This window comes from Agrobacterium sp. 10T429 (assembly GCF_056393925.1).
Map to the genome: position 1 here is coordinate 81,072 of NZ_JBFTGV010000002.1, position 17,294 is coordinate 98,365.

The window sequence follows — 17,294 nt, forward strand, 5'->3', positions numbered from 1 at the left end:
TCAGCGGCTGGCCGCGATGGTCAGGGCTCGTTCACCTTGAGGCGGCTCAGGAACTGGGCAAATACCATGCCACCCTCGGGCCAGGGGCCATGGCCAGACTCGGCGTTGATATGGCCGGACATGCCTGCATCCACCAGCATCGCACCCCAGGCGGCGGCAATATCGTCGGCATGTTCGTAGGATCCAAAGGGATCGTTGCGGCTGGCAATTGTGATTGCCGGAAACGGCAATGGATCACGCGGATAGGGACCGAAGGTCATCAGATGTTTCGGCCTGATATCGGGATTGGCGACATCCGGTGGCGCCACCAGAAGCGCGCCTGCAACCTTCTTGCCGATTTCCGGAAGGGCGTGGATGACGGTCGGCACACCCAGCGAATGGGCGACGATGACAACGGGCTTGGTCGAGGCGTTAACCTCTTCCACCAGCCGCGCGATCCAGTCTTCCTTCACCGGTTTTGACCATTCAGCCTGCTCGACGCGGCGCGCTGTCGAAAGCTTGCGCTCCCAGCGTGTCTGCCAGTGGTCAGGACCGGAATTGGTGTAACCCGGTACGATGAGAATATCTGCTTCTGAAACTTTCATGGGCCCATATCTGTGGTTTCATGCCGTCGCGATCAAGGTCGCGACGGCATTAACTTCGGGAGCCTCGCCTCAGGCGTTGCCGAAGACGCGGGCGAAGATCGTGTCGACATGCTTGGTGTGGTAACCGAGGTCGAATTTTTCGCGGATGACGCTTTCGGGAAGGGCGGCGCGCACTTCCTCGTCGCCCAGCAGTTCCTCAAGGAAATCCGCACCCTGTTCCCAGACCCTCATGGCGTTGCGCTGCACCAGACGGTAGGCGTCCTCGCGGGACACGCCGGCCTGCGTCAGCGCCAGAAGAACGCGCTGCGAGTGCACGAGGCCGCGGAACTTGTTCATGTTCTTCAGCATGTTGTCGGGATAGATCACCAGCTTTTCGATGACGCCGGCAAGGCGGTTCAGCGCAAAATCGAGGGTGACTGTGGTGTCGGGGCCGATGGCGCGCTCCACGGAGGAGTGGCTGATGTCACGCTCATGCCAGAGCGCCACGTTTTCAAGCGCGGGAACGACCGACATGCGCACCAGGCGGGCAAGGCCCGTGAGGTTTTCGGTGAGAACCGGGTTACGCTTGTGCGGCATGGCCGACGAACCCTTCTGGCCGGGAGAGAAGAACTCTTCCGCTTCCAGAACCTCGGTGCGCTGCATGTGGCGGATTTCGATGGCGACGTTTTCGATCGACGAGGCGATGACGCCGAGGATGGCGAAGAACATGGCGTGGCGGTCACGCGGGATGACCTGCGTGGAGACCGGCTCGGGCACGAGGCCGAGCTTTGCGCAGACATGTTCCTCGACGCGCGGATCGATATTGGCGAAGGTGCCGACAGCACCGGAGATCGCGCCCGTGGCGATTTCCGCGCGCGCATTGACGAGACGCTCGCGGTTGCGATGCATCTCGGCGTAGAAGCGGGCGAAGGTCAGGCCCATCGTGGTCGGCTCGGCGTGGATGCCGTGGCTGCGGCCGATGCGTACCGTGTTCTTGTGTTCGAAAGCGCGGGTCTTGAGCGCCGCCAGCACGCGGTCCATATCGGCCAGCAGGAGATCGGCAGCGCGGACGAGCTGGATGTTGAGGGTTGTGTCAAGCACGTCGGACGAGGTCATGCCCTGGTGGATGAAGCGGCTGTCGGGACCGACGAATTCCGCAAGGTGCGTCAGGAAGGCGATGACGTCGTGTTTGGTGACGGCCTCGATCTCGTCGATGCGGGCGACGTCGAAAGTCGCGCTGCCGCCTTTTTCCCAGATGGTCTGTGCGGCCGATTTCGGAATGACGCCGAGCTCGGCCAGCGCGTCACAGGCATGCGCCTCGATCTCGAACCAGATGCGGAATTTTGTTTCCGGCGACCAGATGGCGACCATTTCCGGCCGGGAGTAACGAGGGATCATGGCAATGACTTTCTTTGTGGAGGAATTTTGCTGCCCGTTTAGCAAAGTGTTCCGCGAATCTCAATCTATCAAGCCTTCGCATCGGCTCGATGCGTACATTCAAAATGCTAGAGCGTCCGGTGTACGTCCGAACGGACGCGTGGCGCTCTGTGCGCACGGCGGCAAAGGATGGCGCCTGCCAGCGCAAGCGGAATGGCGGCAAACGGAAAATAGAGGCCGAGGCCGAGAATGCAGAACTGGTAGATCGCGCCAAGCGAGGTGAAAAATTGCTGGAAAAACCAGATGCGGGAAAATGCCGGCGCGTGCCATTGCGCATAAAAGATGCGGTACTGGAGCGCGAAAAATGCCGCCGCCACCGCGATCGTGAAAAAAGCGATGGCAAGGCAGCTTGCCGCAAAACGCAGCGGCAGGCTGGTGGATGCGGGCAGGAAGCGCAAGGCAACCATGGCCAGCGGCCAGCCCAGGAGACCGCCGAAGAAGAACAGCACGGCGATATCGGCGGCATGGTCGGTTTCCAGCCGGTTGCGGAGATAGAGGCCGAGGGTAGCGGTGGCTGCCGAGATGGCGGCCCAGACAAGCGGAGCGAGGAGCGAAAACAGCGCTGCCGGGATGACGTCGTGGAAATTCCGCCTGTCGCTGTTCATCAAAGCCCCCACCCAAACGCCCTGCCGTCCCGTCTCCGGTGTCTCCGGCTGCTGTGGCGGGTCAGGACCGGGCGGCTTCCGACACCGAGCGCAACAACGAAACCGTCTTGCGATAGTCTGCGACGCCATCACCCTTGAAGACGGCCGAACCGGCCACCAGTGCGTTGGCACCGGCTGCGACGATGGCGCCGGCTGTCTCCGCCGTCACGCCGCCGTCCACTTCAAGTTCGATCGGCCGGTCGCCGATCATGGCCTTTGCCGCACGGATCTTGTCGAGCATGGCCGGAATGAATTTCTGTCCGCCGAAACCGGGATTGACGCTCATGATCAGCACGAGATCGACATCGTCAAGCACGTTTTCGATGACCGAAAGCGGCGTGGCGGGGTTGAGCGTTACGCCGGCCTTCCTGCCGAGCGTGCGGATGGTCTGGAGTGAGCGATGGAGATGCGGGCCTGCCTCCGCGTGGACGGTAATGCCGTCGCAGCCGGCCTTGGCGAAGGCTTCGAGGTAGGGATCGACGGGGGCAATCATCAGGTGGCAGTCGAAAAAGGCATTGCTGTGCGGGCGGAGCGCCTTGATGACGTCAGGACCGAAGGAGATGTTTGGCACGAAATGGCCGTCCATGACATCGAGGTGGATCCAGTCTGCTCCCGCTTCCGTCACATCGGCGACTTCCTGTCCCAGCTTGGCGAAATTGGACGCCAGAATGGACGGTGCAATCCGGATTGGCAGGGACATGGGGCAAACTCCTCTCGACGCGTTGCGTAAGCTGCCTTTAGCATCAAGTATCAGGGTTTGAAACGGCTTGTCGCGCGGTTGCCGCCGGTTTTCAGCCGCGGCTTACTGAATTTCCAGCGATACCGGCTTCACCTATTGTCTTTCGGCCTTGTCCGCCTGTTCGAAACGCTGGCCGTTCCAGCGCTGCAGGCGATAGGGATTGTCTGCAAGCTCATGCGAAGGGTTGAAAGCGATATCGCCAAGCACGGTTTTGAAGACGGTACCGTTCGCCAGTATCTCCGGTGCGGGTTTCCCTTGGGATTGGGCTGCTTCGGCAAGCGCCGCAGTCAGTTCCGCAGCCGCATAGGAGGGCAGGACGTAACCTTCCGGCTCGATATTGGCGGCACGCAATTCGCCGGCGACGGCCTGTGCCGAAGGTAATGTGTCATAGGCCGGGCGCGTGACCGCTAGCACATTTGCTGCAAGTGGCACGGGGTTGTTTGCCGCATTCATGGCGTCGCCGCTCATGATGGTGAGCGGAATGTTTTCGGAGCCGGCGTCTCTGGCGACAATCGCGACGTCGTTGCGTTCCGCGCCGATGAAGACATGGGTGATGCCGGTGCGCCCCAGCCGGCGCACAAGCGCCACCTGTTGCTCCTGTGCCGGGCGCAGCGTATCGGTGAGTGTCGGTTTCAGCCCGTTCTCCTCCAGCGCCGAACGGATGCGATCTACCAGATCGCGACTGAAGATCGTGCCATCATCCACGAGTCCAATGGAATGTCCCTTCCAGTCGCGCAGGATGATTTCTGAGGCCCGGTCCGATTCGGCCTTGTCCGATGGCGCTAGGCGGAAAAGCGGCCAGCTATATTTCAGAGCGTCTTCCATCAGGATCGGGGCACGGCTGGAAAGCGTGATTGCTGGAATGGCGGCTGACTTCAGAGGTGGCAGAACGCCCTGAAGCGTTTCCGTGCACAAAAAACCGATTGCCGCGCTAACCTTGGCGGCCACAAGACCATCGGCAATCGCGCCGCCGCTGCCGTCTTCGCAGCTTTCATGGATTTCGACGACATCTAGGCCGAGCTTGGCGGCCGCGGCCTTCGCGCCCTGCCTGACCTGTTGCCCCAGCAGTTCGTATGGGCCGTTCTGTGGGGCAACGATGCCGATCGACGCCGCGCATGCTGAGCCCGCAAAGGCAAAACCGGCGATGATCGTTAGCAGGCGAAGTGAAAGCATGACGTGCGCGAAATCCTGTTGTCCCGGTTTGATGTTTATCGGCAACAACTGGTTTTCCAAAGGAAAAATCGCTGATACCCATCATAATCGCACATCATCGTTCACTGCACGGCCGTTTTGATCGCAACTCATCCAATTTGAAACAACAGTCTGCAATGACGCGTTATGGTTGTATATATTCAATGTGATCGCGCGCGATTGTTTTTTGCCGAGATTCATCTTTTTAAGGTCGGCAATTCACTCTGTAATTTCATAAGAGCGGAAGTACTGCTCGTCATGGTTTAGAGCATTTTTACTTTATAAAACTGTAACATGCAGTGCGTATAAGCACAGTTTTATAAGGGCGGGTTTACGATTTTGCCTTTTATAGTGCACCCCAATAAAATGCACATTTTATTTCCACTCATCTAATTTATTGATATAAAAAGAGAATATACATATTTCCCTGCGCTTTATTTGTGCTTTGCCATGTTTTTTTCGCATTTGCGAGAAGATCTGCTTGACGAAAAGTAAATGGTTAGATTAGATATAGGTGTTTCAGGGGACGACTGAAATTGGCTGTAACAAGCCTCGGAAGTGTTCCGAACGTAAGCACTGCCAAACTATATTACATTCTATATTCTATTATTTTCATTACGTATAAACCGCTTCGGGCAACCGGGGCGGTTTTTTATGTGATGCTAATTTAAGCAATTTTAAATTGCATTCGAAAAGCTTCGCGAAAAGATATTCTTCCAGCATTGGGTTTTCCGAAAGCAAATCGCGCAGGAGCGTCGCGTCTGTCGCAGGCGAGGCCTGTTTTTAGTGTAGCTCAAGGCGCCGTTGAAAGCCGCGAAAAGCCCACGCCGGTCAGCGCTGATGCCGCTTCCGTCCGCTAGCGGCTTTGTTTTGTCAGAGCAGCCAGCGCGTCTTTTGCAAAGGCAGAGATGGGTTCGGGAAGATTATCGGGGTCGAACCAGCCGATATCGGAAAGCTTGTCCGGTTCTGTCAGTACCGGCTCACCCTGCGTGTCGCGGGTGACGAAGATCAGCGAGACCCAATGGTGCCGGTCTGCGACATTGATATATTCGCTATGACAGAGAAATTCGACCTTGCCGATTGTCAGCCCGGTCTCTTCTTCAGCTTCTCGCCGTGCTGCGGCGAGGGATGATTCAAGGTGATCGACTTTGCCGCCCGGAATATTCCAGTATCCGGCTTCCGGCGCTTTCAAGCGCCGGCATAAAAGCAGGCGGCCATCACGCAATATGGCAAGCCCAACGCCGACGCCTGGAAAATCTTGTCCTGGCTTGATCGTCGGCGTCATGCGTATTGTTTCCTGCGTCAGGCCGTCGGGGCTCAGCCCTTGGCGTTGGCCACGATCAGCATGAAAGCGGGAATGTCATCGCCGAAACCAACAGGCGTCGGGCCATCGTCATGGTCACGGTAATGGCGGCGACGGTCACGGTTGTCGTCATTGGCGTGCAGCGGGTTCAGGTTGCGGCTGTTGCGCTCGGAATTGCGCGGGGTCTTTTCCGGTCTGCGTTCTGCCTTCACCTTGTCTTCTCCGTGAGCCGCGATGTCCGTATCCACAGTGGTGGATTGTGCACCCTGATTGATGTTTTCGACCGGCGATGCAGGTGCATCGCGACGGTTTCTGTCGCGGCCTCTGCCGCCACGTTCCTTGGTGCCCCGGCGGCCGGTATTGCTTTCAAAGCTTTCCATGGGCGCGGGGAGGGAGGACAGGTCACCGTTCAGCCATTCGACCTTCTCGGTGATCAGCTTTTCGATCGCGTCGAGATATTTCGCATCGCTCTTGGTGACGAGGGTGAAGGCCTTGCCCGAACGGCCAGCACGACCGGTACGGCCAATGCGGTGGACATAGTCTTCGGCATGAATGGGAACGTCGAAGTTGAAGACGTGGCTGACATCGGGAATATCAAGACCGCGGGCTGCAACGTCGGAAGCGACCAGCAGCGTCAGCTGACCGTCCCGGAAGTTCTGCAGCATGGTCGTGCGCGAACGCTGGTCCATGTCGCCATGCAGCGCGCCAACGGAAAAGCCGTGACGATCCAGCGAACGGAAGAGGTCGGCAACGTCCTTTTTGCGATTGCAGAAAATGATCGCGTTCTTGAGTTCGGCTTCTTCGGCACGGACGAGATCGCGCAGGACAGCGCGCTTCTCATAGTCCTTGTTGTGCGAAGCGACGATGCGCTGGGTAACGGTCTTCGCCGTGGAGGAGGGCTTGGCAACCTCGATACGGGTCGGGTTCTGCAGGAACCTGTCGGCAAGCTTCTGGATTTCCGGCGGCATGGTGGCCGAGAAGAACAGGGTTTGCCGGGTAAAGGGAATCATCTTGGCGATGCGTTCGATATCGGGAATGAAGCCCATATCCAGCATGCGATCGGCTTCATCGATCACGAGGATTTCAACGCCGGTCATCAGGAGCTTGCCGCGCTCGCAATGGTCGAGAAGGCGGCCGGGCGTGCAGATGAGAACATCGGCGCCGCGCTCAAGCTTGCGGTCCTGATCTTCAAAAGAAACGCCACCAATCAGAAGGGCGACGTTCAGCTTGTGATTCTTGCCGTATTTCTCGAAGTTTTCGGCCACCTGTGCCGCCAGTTCGCGGGTCGGCTCGAGGATCAGCGTGCGCGGCATTCTGGCGCGTGCGCGGCCTTTTTCCAGCAGTGTGAGCATCGGCAGAACGAAGGATGCGGTTTTCCCCGTGCCGGTCTGTGCGATACCGCAGATATCACGCTTTTCAAGAGCGGGCGGAATTGCGCCAGCCTGAATGGGTGTCGGCGTCGTGTAGCCGGCATCTGCAATAGCGGAAAGAACTTTTTGGCTCAGGCCAAGATCAGAGAATGTTGTCAAAGGAAGAACTTTTTCCGTTCTGGTTCGGTAAGAATACCTGCGTGCCGCTGCGACACTTGCAAAGACTTGGCGCGGGGATATGCCCAAATTGCCAGAAAGTCAAGGAAACAACCGGAAATGCGCGCGAAACGGCGAGACGTTGGCGAGGCTTTTGAGCCTTGGACGCGGTTTCGGGCGATTTATCGCAAAAAGGGCGAAAAAAGCGTTAAAATCGGACTGCTATTTGAGATAGGTTTTAAGCTCGGCCCCGGCGACCAGAAACCGCATCGGATCAACAGGCGTGTCGTTGCGGCGGACCTCGTAATGTACGTGCGGACCGGTGGAGCGGCCGGTGCTCCCAGCACGGCCAACGATGTCGCCGGCCTCCACCTTGTCGCCGGCTTTGACCAGAATGGTGGAGAGATGGCCGAATCGCGTCGATACGCCCTGGCCGTGATCGATCTCGACCATATTGCCGTAGCCGCCGGAATTTTCCGCAACCGTTACCTTTCCAGCGCCCGTCGCCTTGACGTCGGCGCCTGTTTCGGCGCGAAAATCGATGCCGGTATGTAAGGCAGGCCGTCCAAGGAAAGGGTCGAGCCGGTTTCCGAATCGGCTGGTGATCGCCCTGCCGGGAGCCGGATTGCCAAAGGGCAGGGCGGTTGCGGTTTCCTTCACGATATCCAGCCGGTTGAGCGCATTGTCTAGATTGGTCAGAGACATATTGAAGGGATCGGTTTCATTCCCCTGCGGATCCGCATAGGGGCCGCCGACGCCGTCGGTGCCACTTTCGTCGATTTTCAGACCCGCCTGCCGGATGATATCCTGCATCGCGCTCGCCTTGTCCTCGGCGTCGCTGGTCAGTCTGGCGATCCGTGATATCTGCTGGCGTTCGATATCCTTCAACGACAGCGTGACCTTGGAAAACACGCGGTCGGCGCGGTCGGAAGGCGTTTCGCCGTTTTCGGGCACATAGGACGCCCGCTTGTCGGTTCCGGCTGGCTTTTCCGGCTGCGACGGGCGGGGCGCCATCAGATTTTCTATGGCGGAGAGGCCACCTGTCAGATCGGCGCGCTTTTCCGGCGCCATCGCGTTCGAGAGCGAGGAGGGCGCGGTTGGAATGGGCGCCGTGGCCGTGGAGGCGGCGATGCCGGAATTTTCCGCGCGCTCCAGCAATTCGCTCATGCGCCCGTGTCTGGACGTGAGTGCCGCCTGCTGTTGCAGCAGCTTTTCCACTTTCTTTTCAACCACCTGCTGGTCGAGCAATTGTCTTGAGGTAACGCGGTCCACCTGCGCCCTCAGTGCGGCGATACGGTCTTCGTAATCGTGCTGCATGCGGGTCTGGCGCGCCATGGTCGCGCCGATCAGGTCGTCACGCAGGATGAGATAGCCGGTGGCGCCCAGATAACCGAGCGAGAAAAGGCCGATCGTGCAGCCGGCAAGCGCCGTCATCCACGGCCGGATCGTCATGTGCCGGACCTTGTCACCGCTTGCCAGCACCAGAACGTGCTGCTGCCGCTTTTTGCCGAATACCCGGTTTTCCGCTGTATCAGTCAAAATCTCTCTCCGGACTGGCCGATTTCTCACAGGAAATCATACTTCGTTAAGGTTAACGAAGTTTTGCACCATGCGCCGGGCTGCGGGCGTCAGCCGCTGTTGCTGACAGCGGTGAGGGAGCGGTAAAAGGATGGCGTCAACCCGGCTTCGGCGCGGGCGAGGTCGTTGAAGGGCGGTTTCAGCGGTCCGCGGAAATTGGCACGTACCAGTTGCCTGAAGGTTGCTGCCGGGTCCTTCTTTTCACGGGCGCACAGGAAGCGAAACCATTTGGCGCCGATGGCGACATGGCCCTTTTCGTCATTGTAGATGACATCGAGAACGGCGGCGCTTTCAAGGTCTCCGGTTTCGCGCATCTTCGCCTGCAGGGAGGGCGTCACGTCCAGTCCGCGCGCCTCGAGGATGAGCGGCACGACTGCGAGCCGCGCGGTGAGGTCGTTGCGGGTTGAATGCGCCGCCTGCCAGAGCCCGTCATGGGCGGGCAGATCGCCGTAATCCGCGCCGAGGTTTTGCAGCCTTTCCCGCACCATCCGGAAATGTTTCGCCTCCTCGAAGGCAACCTGCATCCAGCCGTTGAAAAAGGAATGCGGCACCGGCTCGCTGGCATAACGGGCCACAATGTCGAGCGCGAGGTCAACGGCGTTCAGCTCGATATGGGCGATGGCGTGCAGCAGCGCTATGCGACCCTTGACGCTGTGGAGGGAGCGGCGCTCCACGGCGGTCGGCGGAACGAGTTCCGGTTTATCCGGCCTGCCCGGACGTTCGGGCAGGGGTGGATCTAGGGGGGAGCGCAGCGACAGGCGGCGCTCGAACCATCGTGTCGCCGTTTCCTGCGCCAGTGCGGTTTTTCTGTCGAGATCGGCGCAGGCAATCGCCTCGGTGGCGCCGCCGCGCAGCGAGATGATCCTGAAGGTGGGCGGCACGACAGGGGCGTCTCTCAGAGCTTCCGTGCGGCGTCGAGAACGGCCTGTGCGTGGCCCGGAACCTTCACCTTGTTCCAGATTTCCGCGATCGTACCGTCAGGTGCTACGAGGACGGTGGTGCGTTCGACACCCATGTATTTTTTGCCATACATGCTTTTTTCCTTCCAGACGCCGTAGGCCTCGAGCGCCTTCCGTTCCTCGTCGGCGGCCAGCATCACCGAAAGCTTGTGTTTTGCAGCAAACTTGTCGTGGCTTTTGACGCTATCAGGGGAAATGCCGATGACGACAGTATTGGCGGCCTCGAATTCCGCGCCAAGGGCACTGAAATCTATCGCTTCGGCGGTGCAGCCGGATGTGTCGTCCTTCGGGTAGAAATAGAGAACGACCGCCTTGCCTCGCAGGCCGGACAATGTCACCGTTCCTTCACCGTTGCGGGGCAAAGTAAAATCCGGTGCAGGGCTGCCAATCGTCAGTTCTGTCATAATCATCTTTCTTTCGCCGGGATGTTGAGTGAAAGTCGCCACATTCGATATATAGCGAAACCGGGCGTCGTCCAGTGTTGAGGCGAAACAAAAGCTATTCAGGGGCAAACACGGGCGTATGGCTGAAGTAAGGGGTGAAAAGGTCAAGTTCAGCAAGCGCGATATCGTTGCGCTGCATGATCTTCCTTCGGCGCAGGCCGAAGATCCTCTCATCGTGCATTGCCCGGCGCCGCGCTCCATGGCGCGTGCTCTCATCAAGATTTTCGCTGCTCTTTTCGTACTGGCCTTCCTGTCCATCGGCGGCATCATTGTCTCCGTCGAAACCGGATCGATCGACAATGCCCTTTCCAGCCAGGCGCAGCAGGCGCTCGAACGGGCGCTCGGACCCCACTACAGCGCGCGAATCGGTTCGTCCGCCATCAGGTTCTCGACCGGGCTGCGGCTTGCGCTGGTGGCCGAGGATGTGGATATCGTCGAGAAGGAATCCGGCCAGCATTTGAGCCGGGCGAGGGCTATCGGCATGGCGCTTGATCCGCTAGCGCTTTTGACCGGACGCGTCTCCGTGCAAAGTCTCGAGGCCGACGGGATGGAACTCGATACGGCCCTTTTGCCGAAGGGTAACGGTTTCGATCTCGCCAGCATCCGGCTGGACGCGGTTCCGCAGCAGTTGCAGGCGGCGTTTTCCCAGCTGGACAAATTGGCGCAGGCGTTTTTAAGCAGCGGAACAGAGGAAATCGATATTTCCAGCGTTTCGATCCACTTGCCGCCGAGCGAAGCCGGCAAGCCACGCGTCGTTGAAGTGCGTGAACTTTCGTTGACCCCTGACCAGCAGGGCGGATATTCGCTTGAGGGTGAAACGCTGTTTAACGGCGAAATCGCCAGCCTGTCGCTAAAGACATCGGGATCAGGCGGTGTGATAGACGGTTTCGACGCGCGCATCGACGGTTTCGACATCGGTCCTTTTCTGGAAAAATTCGATCCTGAAGGCAATCTTCATGAGGGGCTGAACGTCAAGACCGGTGTCAGCATCCTCGCCCGGCGTTCCATGCCCGGACATGAGCCGCGGCTGGAAATCTCGCTCGGCATGGGCAATGGAATGCTTCTTATCGGCGGCGAGGCTCAGCCCTTCACTGCCGGCACCGTCAACGCGCGCTACGATTTTCAGAAAAACAGTCTTGTCATTGGGAATTCGCGGATCGACCTTGGGCGAACGGCTATTCCGGTCACTGGGGAAATCACGGATACCCAAGAGGGCTTCGGTCTTTCGCTGCGGATCGACAATGCGGTTGCCTCGGCTGAAGCCTCTGGCGAAGACCCCGTTCCTTTCAGCTTGAAGGCGGACGGGCAATTCAATGTCGCGACCAGGCAGCTTGAGGTACCCTCGCTATACGTTACCGGCCCGCTTGGAGACATGGCAGGCTCGCTGAAAATCCGCTTCGGCCAGGGCTCGCCTGAAATCAGTTTCGCCGGACAGATTCCCAAGATGGAGGCCACGGCGGTCAAACAGCTCTGGCCGTTCTGGATGGCGCACAAGCCGCGCGAGTGGGTGGTCTCCAATCTTTATGGCGGCACGGTCACGAACGGCTCGATTGCGATCTTCATTCCGCAGGGACGGATGTGCGGTCCCGGTTGCCCGCTGGTGCTGGGCGAGAGCGAAATGCAGATCCGCTTCGATATCGACGGTACGCGTCTCAATACCACCGGCGACATTCCGCCGCTGCGCGACGTTGATGCGCATTTCAATCTCGTCGGCAGCCGGATGAATGTCGATCTCAAGAACGCGACATCCTATTTCGCCTCCAATCGGTCGCTTGCGCTGGAGGACAGCCGGTTCTCCATGTCCGACGTCTATGCAAAGCCCCTGCTTGGAAATCTCGATTTGAACGTTTCGGGCTCGGCCGATGCCGTGGCGGAGCTTGCGACGCTGAAGCCTATCAATGCGCTCAAGGATACGCAGTTCAAGCCGGATGACTTCACCGGCGACGTGACGGCGAATGCAAAGCTGACCGTCGGCATGCTTTCCAGCCAAAATCCACCGCCGCCGGTATGGACGGCCGATCTCGATCTGAAGAACCTGTCGCTGACAAAGCCGTTTGCCGGCCGCAAGGTGACCGCGCTTGACGGTTTCATGTCCATCAACGACCGGCAGCTCAAGCTTGAAGGCAAGGGCCGGGTGGACGATGTGCCGATGTCTATCGAGATGACGGAGCCGGTGCGCAAGAACAGCGACGTTGCTCCAACGCTGTCGCTGAAAGCAACCCTGAACGAGACGCAGGTCGCCAAGCTCGCACCGGAGCTTTCGACGGTTCTTGGCGGCACGACCGTCGTGGAAATCGATGGCGCGGATACGAAAAGTCAGGAGATACAGCTCGATCTGGCGAAGGCGTCTATCATTCTGCCGGGGCTTGGATGGAGCAAGGGCGTCGGTATTCCGGCAAAAGCGACCTTTACCCTGGAAACCAGCGATGGCCGCACGACGATCAGTGATTTCTCCCTAACCGGGGACGGCTTCGGCGCTGCCGGAGATGTCACCTTCACCAAGAACGGGCTGATTTCGGCCGATCTCAGCCGCGTGCAATTGTCACCTTCCGACAATTACGCCGTCGCCGTCACTGCCTCCAAAAACGGATATAGCATCAACGCTTCGGGAAAATCGGCCGATCTCCGGCCTTTCCTCTCAAAGCTTCGCAGTTCCTCAGGGGCAGGTGACGGCACGTCGCGTTCGCAGCCGTCCCTTGCCATCAAGGCGCAACTCGACAAGGTCTACGGCTTCAACGACGAGATCCTTTCCAATGTCAGTGCCGATGTCAGTGTGCGTGACGGCAAGGTCCGTTCGGTTGATTTTCGCGGCGTCACCGGCAGGGGCCAGGCGGTTGTGGCCCAGACAACCAATCGCGGCGCGACGGGAACCGTGACGCTTACCAGCAGCGACGCCGGTTCTCTTGCCCGTTTCACCAATATCTACACCCGCATTCGCGGTGGTCTTCTCAATCTCGCACTCTCGACCGTCAACGGCAGCGACTGGAGCGGCTCGCTCGATCTGCGCAATTTCGCCGTCGTCAACGAAGCGAAGCTTCAGGATATCGTCGCCACGCCGACGGGCGATGACGGCCGGAGCCTCAACACGGCGGTCCGCCGCAATATCGATGTCAGCTCGGAGAAATTCCAGCGCGGTTTTGCCCGGCTCGTTTACGTCAACGGCTCGGTTGCGGTGGAAAACGGCGTGGTGCGCGGCGAACAGATCGGGGCGACCTTCCAGGGCCTGCTGAAAGACCAGAACGGCCGTATGGACATGACCGGCACCTTCATGCCCGCCTATGGCCTGAACCGGCTGTTCGGCGAGCTGCCCTTTATCGGCATCTTCCTCGGCAACGGCCGAGACCGCGGGCTGCTCGGCATTACCTTCAAGCTTTCCGGCCAGACGGACCAGCCGAAGCTGACTATAAACCCGCTGTCGCTGATAGCGCCGGGCGTCTTCAGGCAGATTTTCGAGTTTCAATAAAAAGGGCCGCTTCCGCGGCCCTTCATCTGATGATTTGCGCGGGTGTTACGCCGGGCGAACGAGAACGTGCTTCTTCTTGCCAACCGAAAGCTTGATGATGCCATCGCCTGTGATCTCGGCGGAACCGATCATCTGGCGATCGTCGGATACGCCCTTGTCGTTGATCTTTACCGCGCCGCCCTGAACGTGACGGCGGGCTTCGCCATTCGAGCCGGCAAGGCCAGCGCGAACGATGAGCGACAGGACGCCGACGCCGGCATCGAGTTCGGATGCCGGAACCTCGATGGAGGGCAGGTTTTCAGCAAGCGCGCCTTCCTCGAAAGTCTTGCGCGCCGTCTCGGCAGCTTCTTCGGCAGCGGCACGGCCATGCAGGATAGCCGTCACTTCCGTTGCGAGGATTTTCTTCGCCTCATTGATCTCAGATCCGCCAAGGGCGGCGATGCGTTCGATCTCATCCATCGGCAGCGTGGTGAAGAGCTTCGCGAACCGAACCACGTCCGCGTCTTCCGTGTTGCGCCAGTATTGCCAGAAATCATAGACCGGCAGCAGGTCCTTGTTGAGCCAGACGGCACCGGACGCGGACTTGCCCATCTTCGCACCCGAAGAGGTGGTCAAAAGCGGGGAGGTCAGCGCATAGAGCTGCGGTGTCCCCATGCGGTGACCGAGATCGATGCCGTTGATGATGTTGCCCCACTGGTCAGAGCCGCCCATCTGCAGGCGGCAGCCGGTACGCTGGTTCAGCTCCACGAAATCGTAGGCCTGGAGGATCATGTAATTGAATTCGAGGAAGGACAGCGACTGCTCGCGGTCGAGGCGCGTCTTCACGCTGTCGAAGGAAAGCATGCGGTTGACCGAAAAGTGGCGGCCGACGTCGCGCAGGAATTCGAGGTAGTTGAGCCCACGCAGCCAGTCGGCATTGTTGATCATCAGCGCCGGGTTTTCCGCGCGGTCGTAATCGAGGTAGTTGGCGAAGACGTGCTTGAGCGAGGTGATGTTGTCCTCGATCATGTCGATCGTCATCAGCTTGCGGGCCTCTTCCTTGAAGGAGGGATCGCCAACCATGCCGGTGCCGCCGCCCATCAGCGAAATCGGCTGGTGACCGGTCTTCTGCATCCAGTGCAGCATCATGATCTGGGTGAGGTGGCCGACATGCAGGCTGGAGGCCGTCGGGTCATAGCCGATATAGGCGGTCACGGTTTCCTTGGCGAACAGTTCGTCGAGACCCGACTCGTCGGAGATCTGGTGAATGAAGCCGCGCTCATCCAGCGTGCGGAGGAAATCGGACTTGAACCTGGACATAACCTTTTTCTTTCTGGTTGGACCTTTGCCGTCATTGTCTGTCAATGAACGCGGGGGGCTTTACCATTGTTTTTTGAAAAGTGCACCCGTTTCGGCCATGAATAACGGCGATTCATCTCCGCATGATTCGATATTGAAAGGGAGCAGCGCGTGGGCGAGGTCAAAACGGCAATCGGGCTGATGAGCGGGACGTCGATGGACGGCATCGATATCGCCCTGTTGCGCACGGATGGCGAAAACGTGGTCCGGCATGGGCCGAGCGGTTATTTCCCCTATGATCCGGGCCTGCGCGCCACGTGGCAGAAGGCGCTGGTTACGGCCAAAGCCATTCGCGAACGGCGCGAGCGTCCGGGTGACCTCGCGGATGCGGAACGCAAGCTGACGCTTGCCCATGCGGCGGCAGTCAAATCCTTCCTCCACCGCCACCGGCTTGAAGCCAGCGATATAGACGTGATCGGTTTTCATGGCCAGACGGTGCTGCATCGGCCGGATGAGGCGTTGACCGTGCAGATCGGCGACGGCGCGCTTCTGGCTGAGGAAACCGGTATCGATGTGGTGTACGACATGCGTGCCAACGACATGGTGCATGGCGGGCAGGGCGCACCGCTCATTCCTGCGTACCACATGGCGCTCTCCGCCAATCTGCCTGAAGGCTTCGAAACGCCCGCCGTCTTCGTCAATATCGGCGGCATATCCAATCTCACCTATATCGGGGAGGGAGGGCGGCTTGCGGCTTTCGACAGCGGTCCCGGCAATATGCTGATCGACCAGTGGATCGAGGCGCATACGGGCAAAGCCTTCGACAAGGGCGGCAGGACGGCGGCGGGCGGCAGCGTCGTTGCCTCGCTGGTCACGCGCTACATGGAAAGCCCGTTCTTCTCGGCCAATATCCGCCGCTCGCTTGACCGCAGCGATTTCGTGCCGCCGCAAAAGGGCGAGGTTTCGCTGGCGGACGGCGCACGCACGCTGTCGCATCTGACGGGTGCCGCGATCCTCAAATCGGCGAGCTATCTGCCGGAAGCGGCTAAGACCTATGTGATCTGCGGCGGCGGGCGGCTCAATACTGTTATCATGGAAGAGTTTGCGAGCCTTGCTGCCAAGCAGGGTGCGCGGGTAATCGCGGCGGAAGAGGCGGGGTTCGACGGCGGGGCGATGGAGGCGGAGGCCTGGGCCTATCTGGCGGTGCGATCGCTGAAGGGGCTGCCGCTAACATATCCGGGGACGACCGGTGTGAATGAGCCGGTTACGGGTGGGGTTTTGGTCAGGGCGTAATAGACGACGGCGAGCCAAGCCCGCCGTCGATCATTGTAGGTAGATCAACAATGACCTAAGCTGCGCTCCTAAATCACCGAATACGCTTCGCGGCCGGTTCCGGAACCAGTTCGCCATTCAGGCGGCGGTCGAGGTAGTCCTCACATTCGCTCATCAGCTCATCAACCTTGCCGTTGAAGAAGTGGTTGGCGCCGGGAAGGGTGCGGTGGGTGATGAGGATGCCCTTCTGGGTCTTCAGCTTTTCGACCAGACCGTTGACGTCCTTCTCAGGCGCGACCTTGTCGGCGTCGCCATTGATGATGAGGCCGGAAGACGGGCAGGGGGCGAGGAAAGAGAAGTCGTAGGTGTTGGGCTGCGGCGCAATCGACATGAAACCTTCGATTTCCGGGCGACGCATCAGAAGCTGCATGCCGATCCAGGCGCCGAAGGAATAACCGGCGACCCAGCAGCTTTTCGAATCGGGATGCAGGCTCTGCACCCAGTCGAGAGCGGATGCGGCATCGGAAAGCTCGCCGGCGCCATGGTCAAACTCGCCCTGGCTGCGGCCGATGGAGCGGAAGTTGAACCGGAGCGTCGTGAAACCGCGCTTCTGGAAAAGATAGAAGAGCTGATAAACGATCTGGTTGTTCATCGTGCCGCCGAACTGCGGGTGCGGATGAAGGATGATCGCTATCGGCGCGCTCTTTTCCTTGGAGGGTTGATAACGGCCTTCGAGGCGACCCGCAGGGCCGTTAAAAATGACTTCGGGCATTGGTACTCCGGTCGTGTTTTTTCATTCTCCAACCGCATTCTTCCGACGAGAAGACTTGACGAACTGTGTCATCTTTTCTAGAACGCAGTTTAGAATAATTCGAAACTTTGCGTGTGCTTAAGCACT

At 59.3% G+C, this 17,294-nt stretch carries 14 protein-coding genes; 2 read left to right on the forward strand and 12 right to left on the reverse strand.

Features of this window, described 5'->3' with window-relative positions:
• Window positions 1-20: 20 nt before the first annotated feature.
• From AC1DCP_RS05370 to AC1DCP_RS05415, 10 genes are all read right to left on the reverse strand, one after another.
• The gene (locus AC1DCP_RS05370) at window positions 21-584 is read right to left on the reverse strand and encodes an alpha/beta hydrolase (RefSeq protein ID WP_003516000.1); all 564 of its coding nucleotides are present in this window, start codon (window positions 582-584) and stop codon (window positions 21-23) included.
• A 69-nt stretch (window positions 585-653) separates the two neighbouring features.
• Entirely contained in the window at window positions 654-1,961 is a 1,308-nt protein-coding gene (purB, locus tag AC1DCP_RS05375) for an adenylosuccinate lyase (RefSeq protein WP_025593893.1), read from the reverse strand.
• Window positions 1,962-2,068: 107 nt separating this feature from the next.
• Window positions 2,069-2,605 carry a hypothetical protein gene (locus tag AC1DCP_RS05380; RefSeq protein WP_013636387.1) on the reverse strand — a complete coding sequence of 179 codons (537 nt, stop codon included), beginning with the start codon at window positions 2,603-2,605 and terminating at the stop codon, window positions 2,069-2,071.
• A 61-nt stretch (window positions 2,606-2,666) separates the two neighbouring features.
• Entirely contained in the window at window positions 2,667-3,344 is a 678-nt protein-coding gene (gene rpe, locus AC1DCP_RS05385) for a ribulose-phosphate 3-epimerase (RefSeq protein ID WP_003515995.1), read from the reverse strand.
• 132 nt (window positions 3,345-3,476) lie between these two features.
• Window positions 3,477-4,556, reverse strand: coding sequence for an ABC transporter substrate-binding protein (locus AC1DCP_RS05390; protein WP_065687399.1), 1,080 nt, complete (start codon window positions 4,554-4,556; stop codon window positions 3,477-3,479).
• Window positions 4,557-5,430: 874 nt separating this feature from the next.
• Window positions 5,431-5,859 (reverse strand): NUDIX domain-containing protein, encoded by a 429-nt coding sequence (locus tag AC1DCP_RS05395; RefSeq protein ID WP_065687241.1) that lies wholly within the window; start codon window positions 5,857-5,859, stop codon window positions 5,431-5,433.
• 32 nt (window positions 5,860-5,891) lie between these two features.
• Entirely contained in the window at window positions 5,892-7,406 is a 1,515-nt protein-coding gene (locus tag AC1DCP_RS05400; protein WP_019567097.1) for a DEAD/DEAH box helicase, read from the reverse strand.
• Window positions 7,407-7,625: 219 nt separating this feature from the next.
• Window positions 7,626-8,942, reverse strand: a complete 1,317-nt coding sequence (locus AC1DCP_RS05405; RefSeq protein ID WP_038491369.1) for a peptidoglycan DD-metalloendopeptidase family protein — start codon at window positions 8,940-8,942, stop codon at window positions 7,626-7,628.
• An 89-nt stretch (window positions 8,943-9,031) separates the two neighbouring features.
• Window positions 9,032-9,862 carry a ferritin-like domain-containing protein gene (locus AC1DCP_RS05410; protein ID WP_013636381.1) on the reverse strand — a complete coding sequence of 277 codons (831 nt, stop codon included), beginning with the start codon at window positions 9,860-9,862 and terminating at the stop codon, window positions 9,032-9,034.
• Window positions 9,863-9,876: 14 nt separating this feature from the next.
• A complete protein-coding gene (locus AC1DCP_RS05415) occupies window positions 9,877-10,344 on the reverse strand; it encodes a peroxiredoxin (protein WP_013636380.1) in 468 nt (155 codons plus the stop codon).
• 118 nt (window positions 10,345-10,462) lie between these two features.
• Between AC1DCP_RS05415 and AC1DCP_RS05420 the strand changes: the two genes are divergently transcribed.
• Complete coding sequence (locus AC1DCP_RS05420; RefSeq protein ID WP_013636379.1) at window positions 10,463-13,846, forward strand: YhdP family protein; 3,384 nt, start codon at window positions 10,463-10,465, stop codon at window positions 13,844-13,846.
• Between the two features lie 45 nt (window positions 13,847-13,891).
• Here the strand turns inward: AC1DCP_RS05420 and tyrS are convergent, their stop codons facing one another.
• Entirely contained in the window at window positions 13,892-15,145 is a 1,254-nt protein-coding gene (gene tyrS / locus AC1DCP_RS05425; RefSeq protein ID WP_013636378.1) for a tyrosine--tRNA ligase, read from the reverse strand.
• A gap of 150 nt (window positions 15,146-15,295) precedes the next feature.
• Between tyrS and AC1DCP_RS05430 the strand changes: the two genes are divergently transcribed.
• Window positions 15,296-16,417 carry an anhydro-N-acetylmuramic acid kinase gene (locus AC1DCP_RS05430; protein ID WP_112152887.1) on the forward strand — a complete coding sequence of 374 codons (1,122 nt, stop codon included), beginning with the start codon at window positions 15,296-15,298 and terminating at the stop codon, window positions 16,415-16,417.
• Window positions 16,418-16,490: 73 nt separating this feature from the next.
• Here AC1DCP_RS05430 and AC1DCP_RS05435 read toward each other — a convergent pair whose 3' ends face one another.
• Entirely contained in the window at window positions 16,491-17,168 is a 678-nt protein-coding gene (locus tag AC1DCP_RS05435; protein WP_003507952.1) for an alpha/beta hydrolase, read from the reverse strand.
• Window positions 17,169-17,294 lie beyond the last annotated feature (126 nt).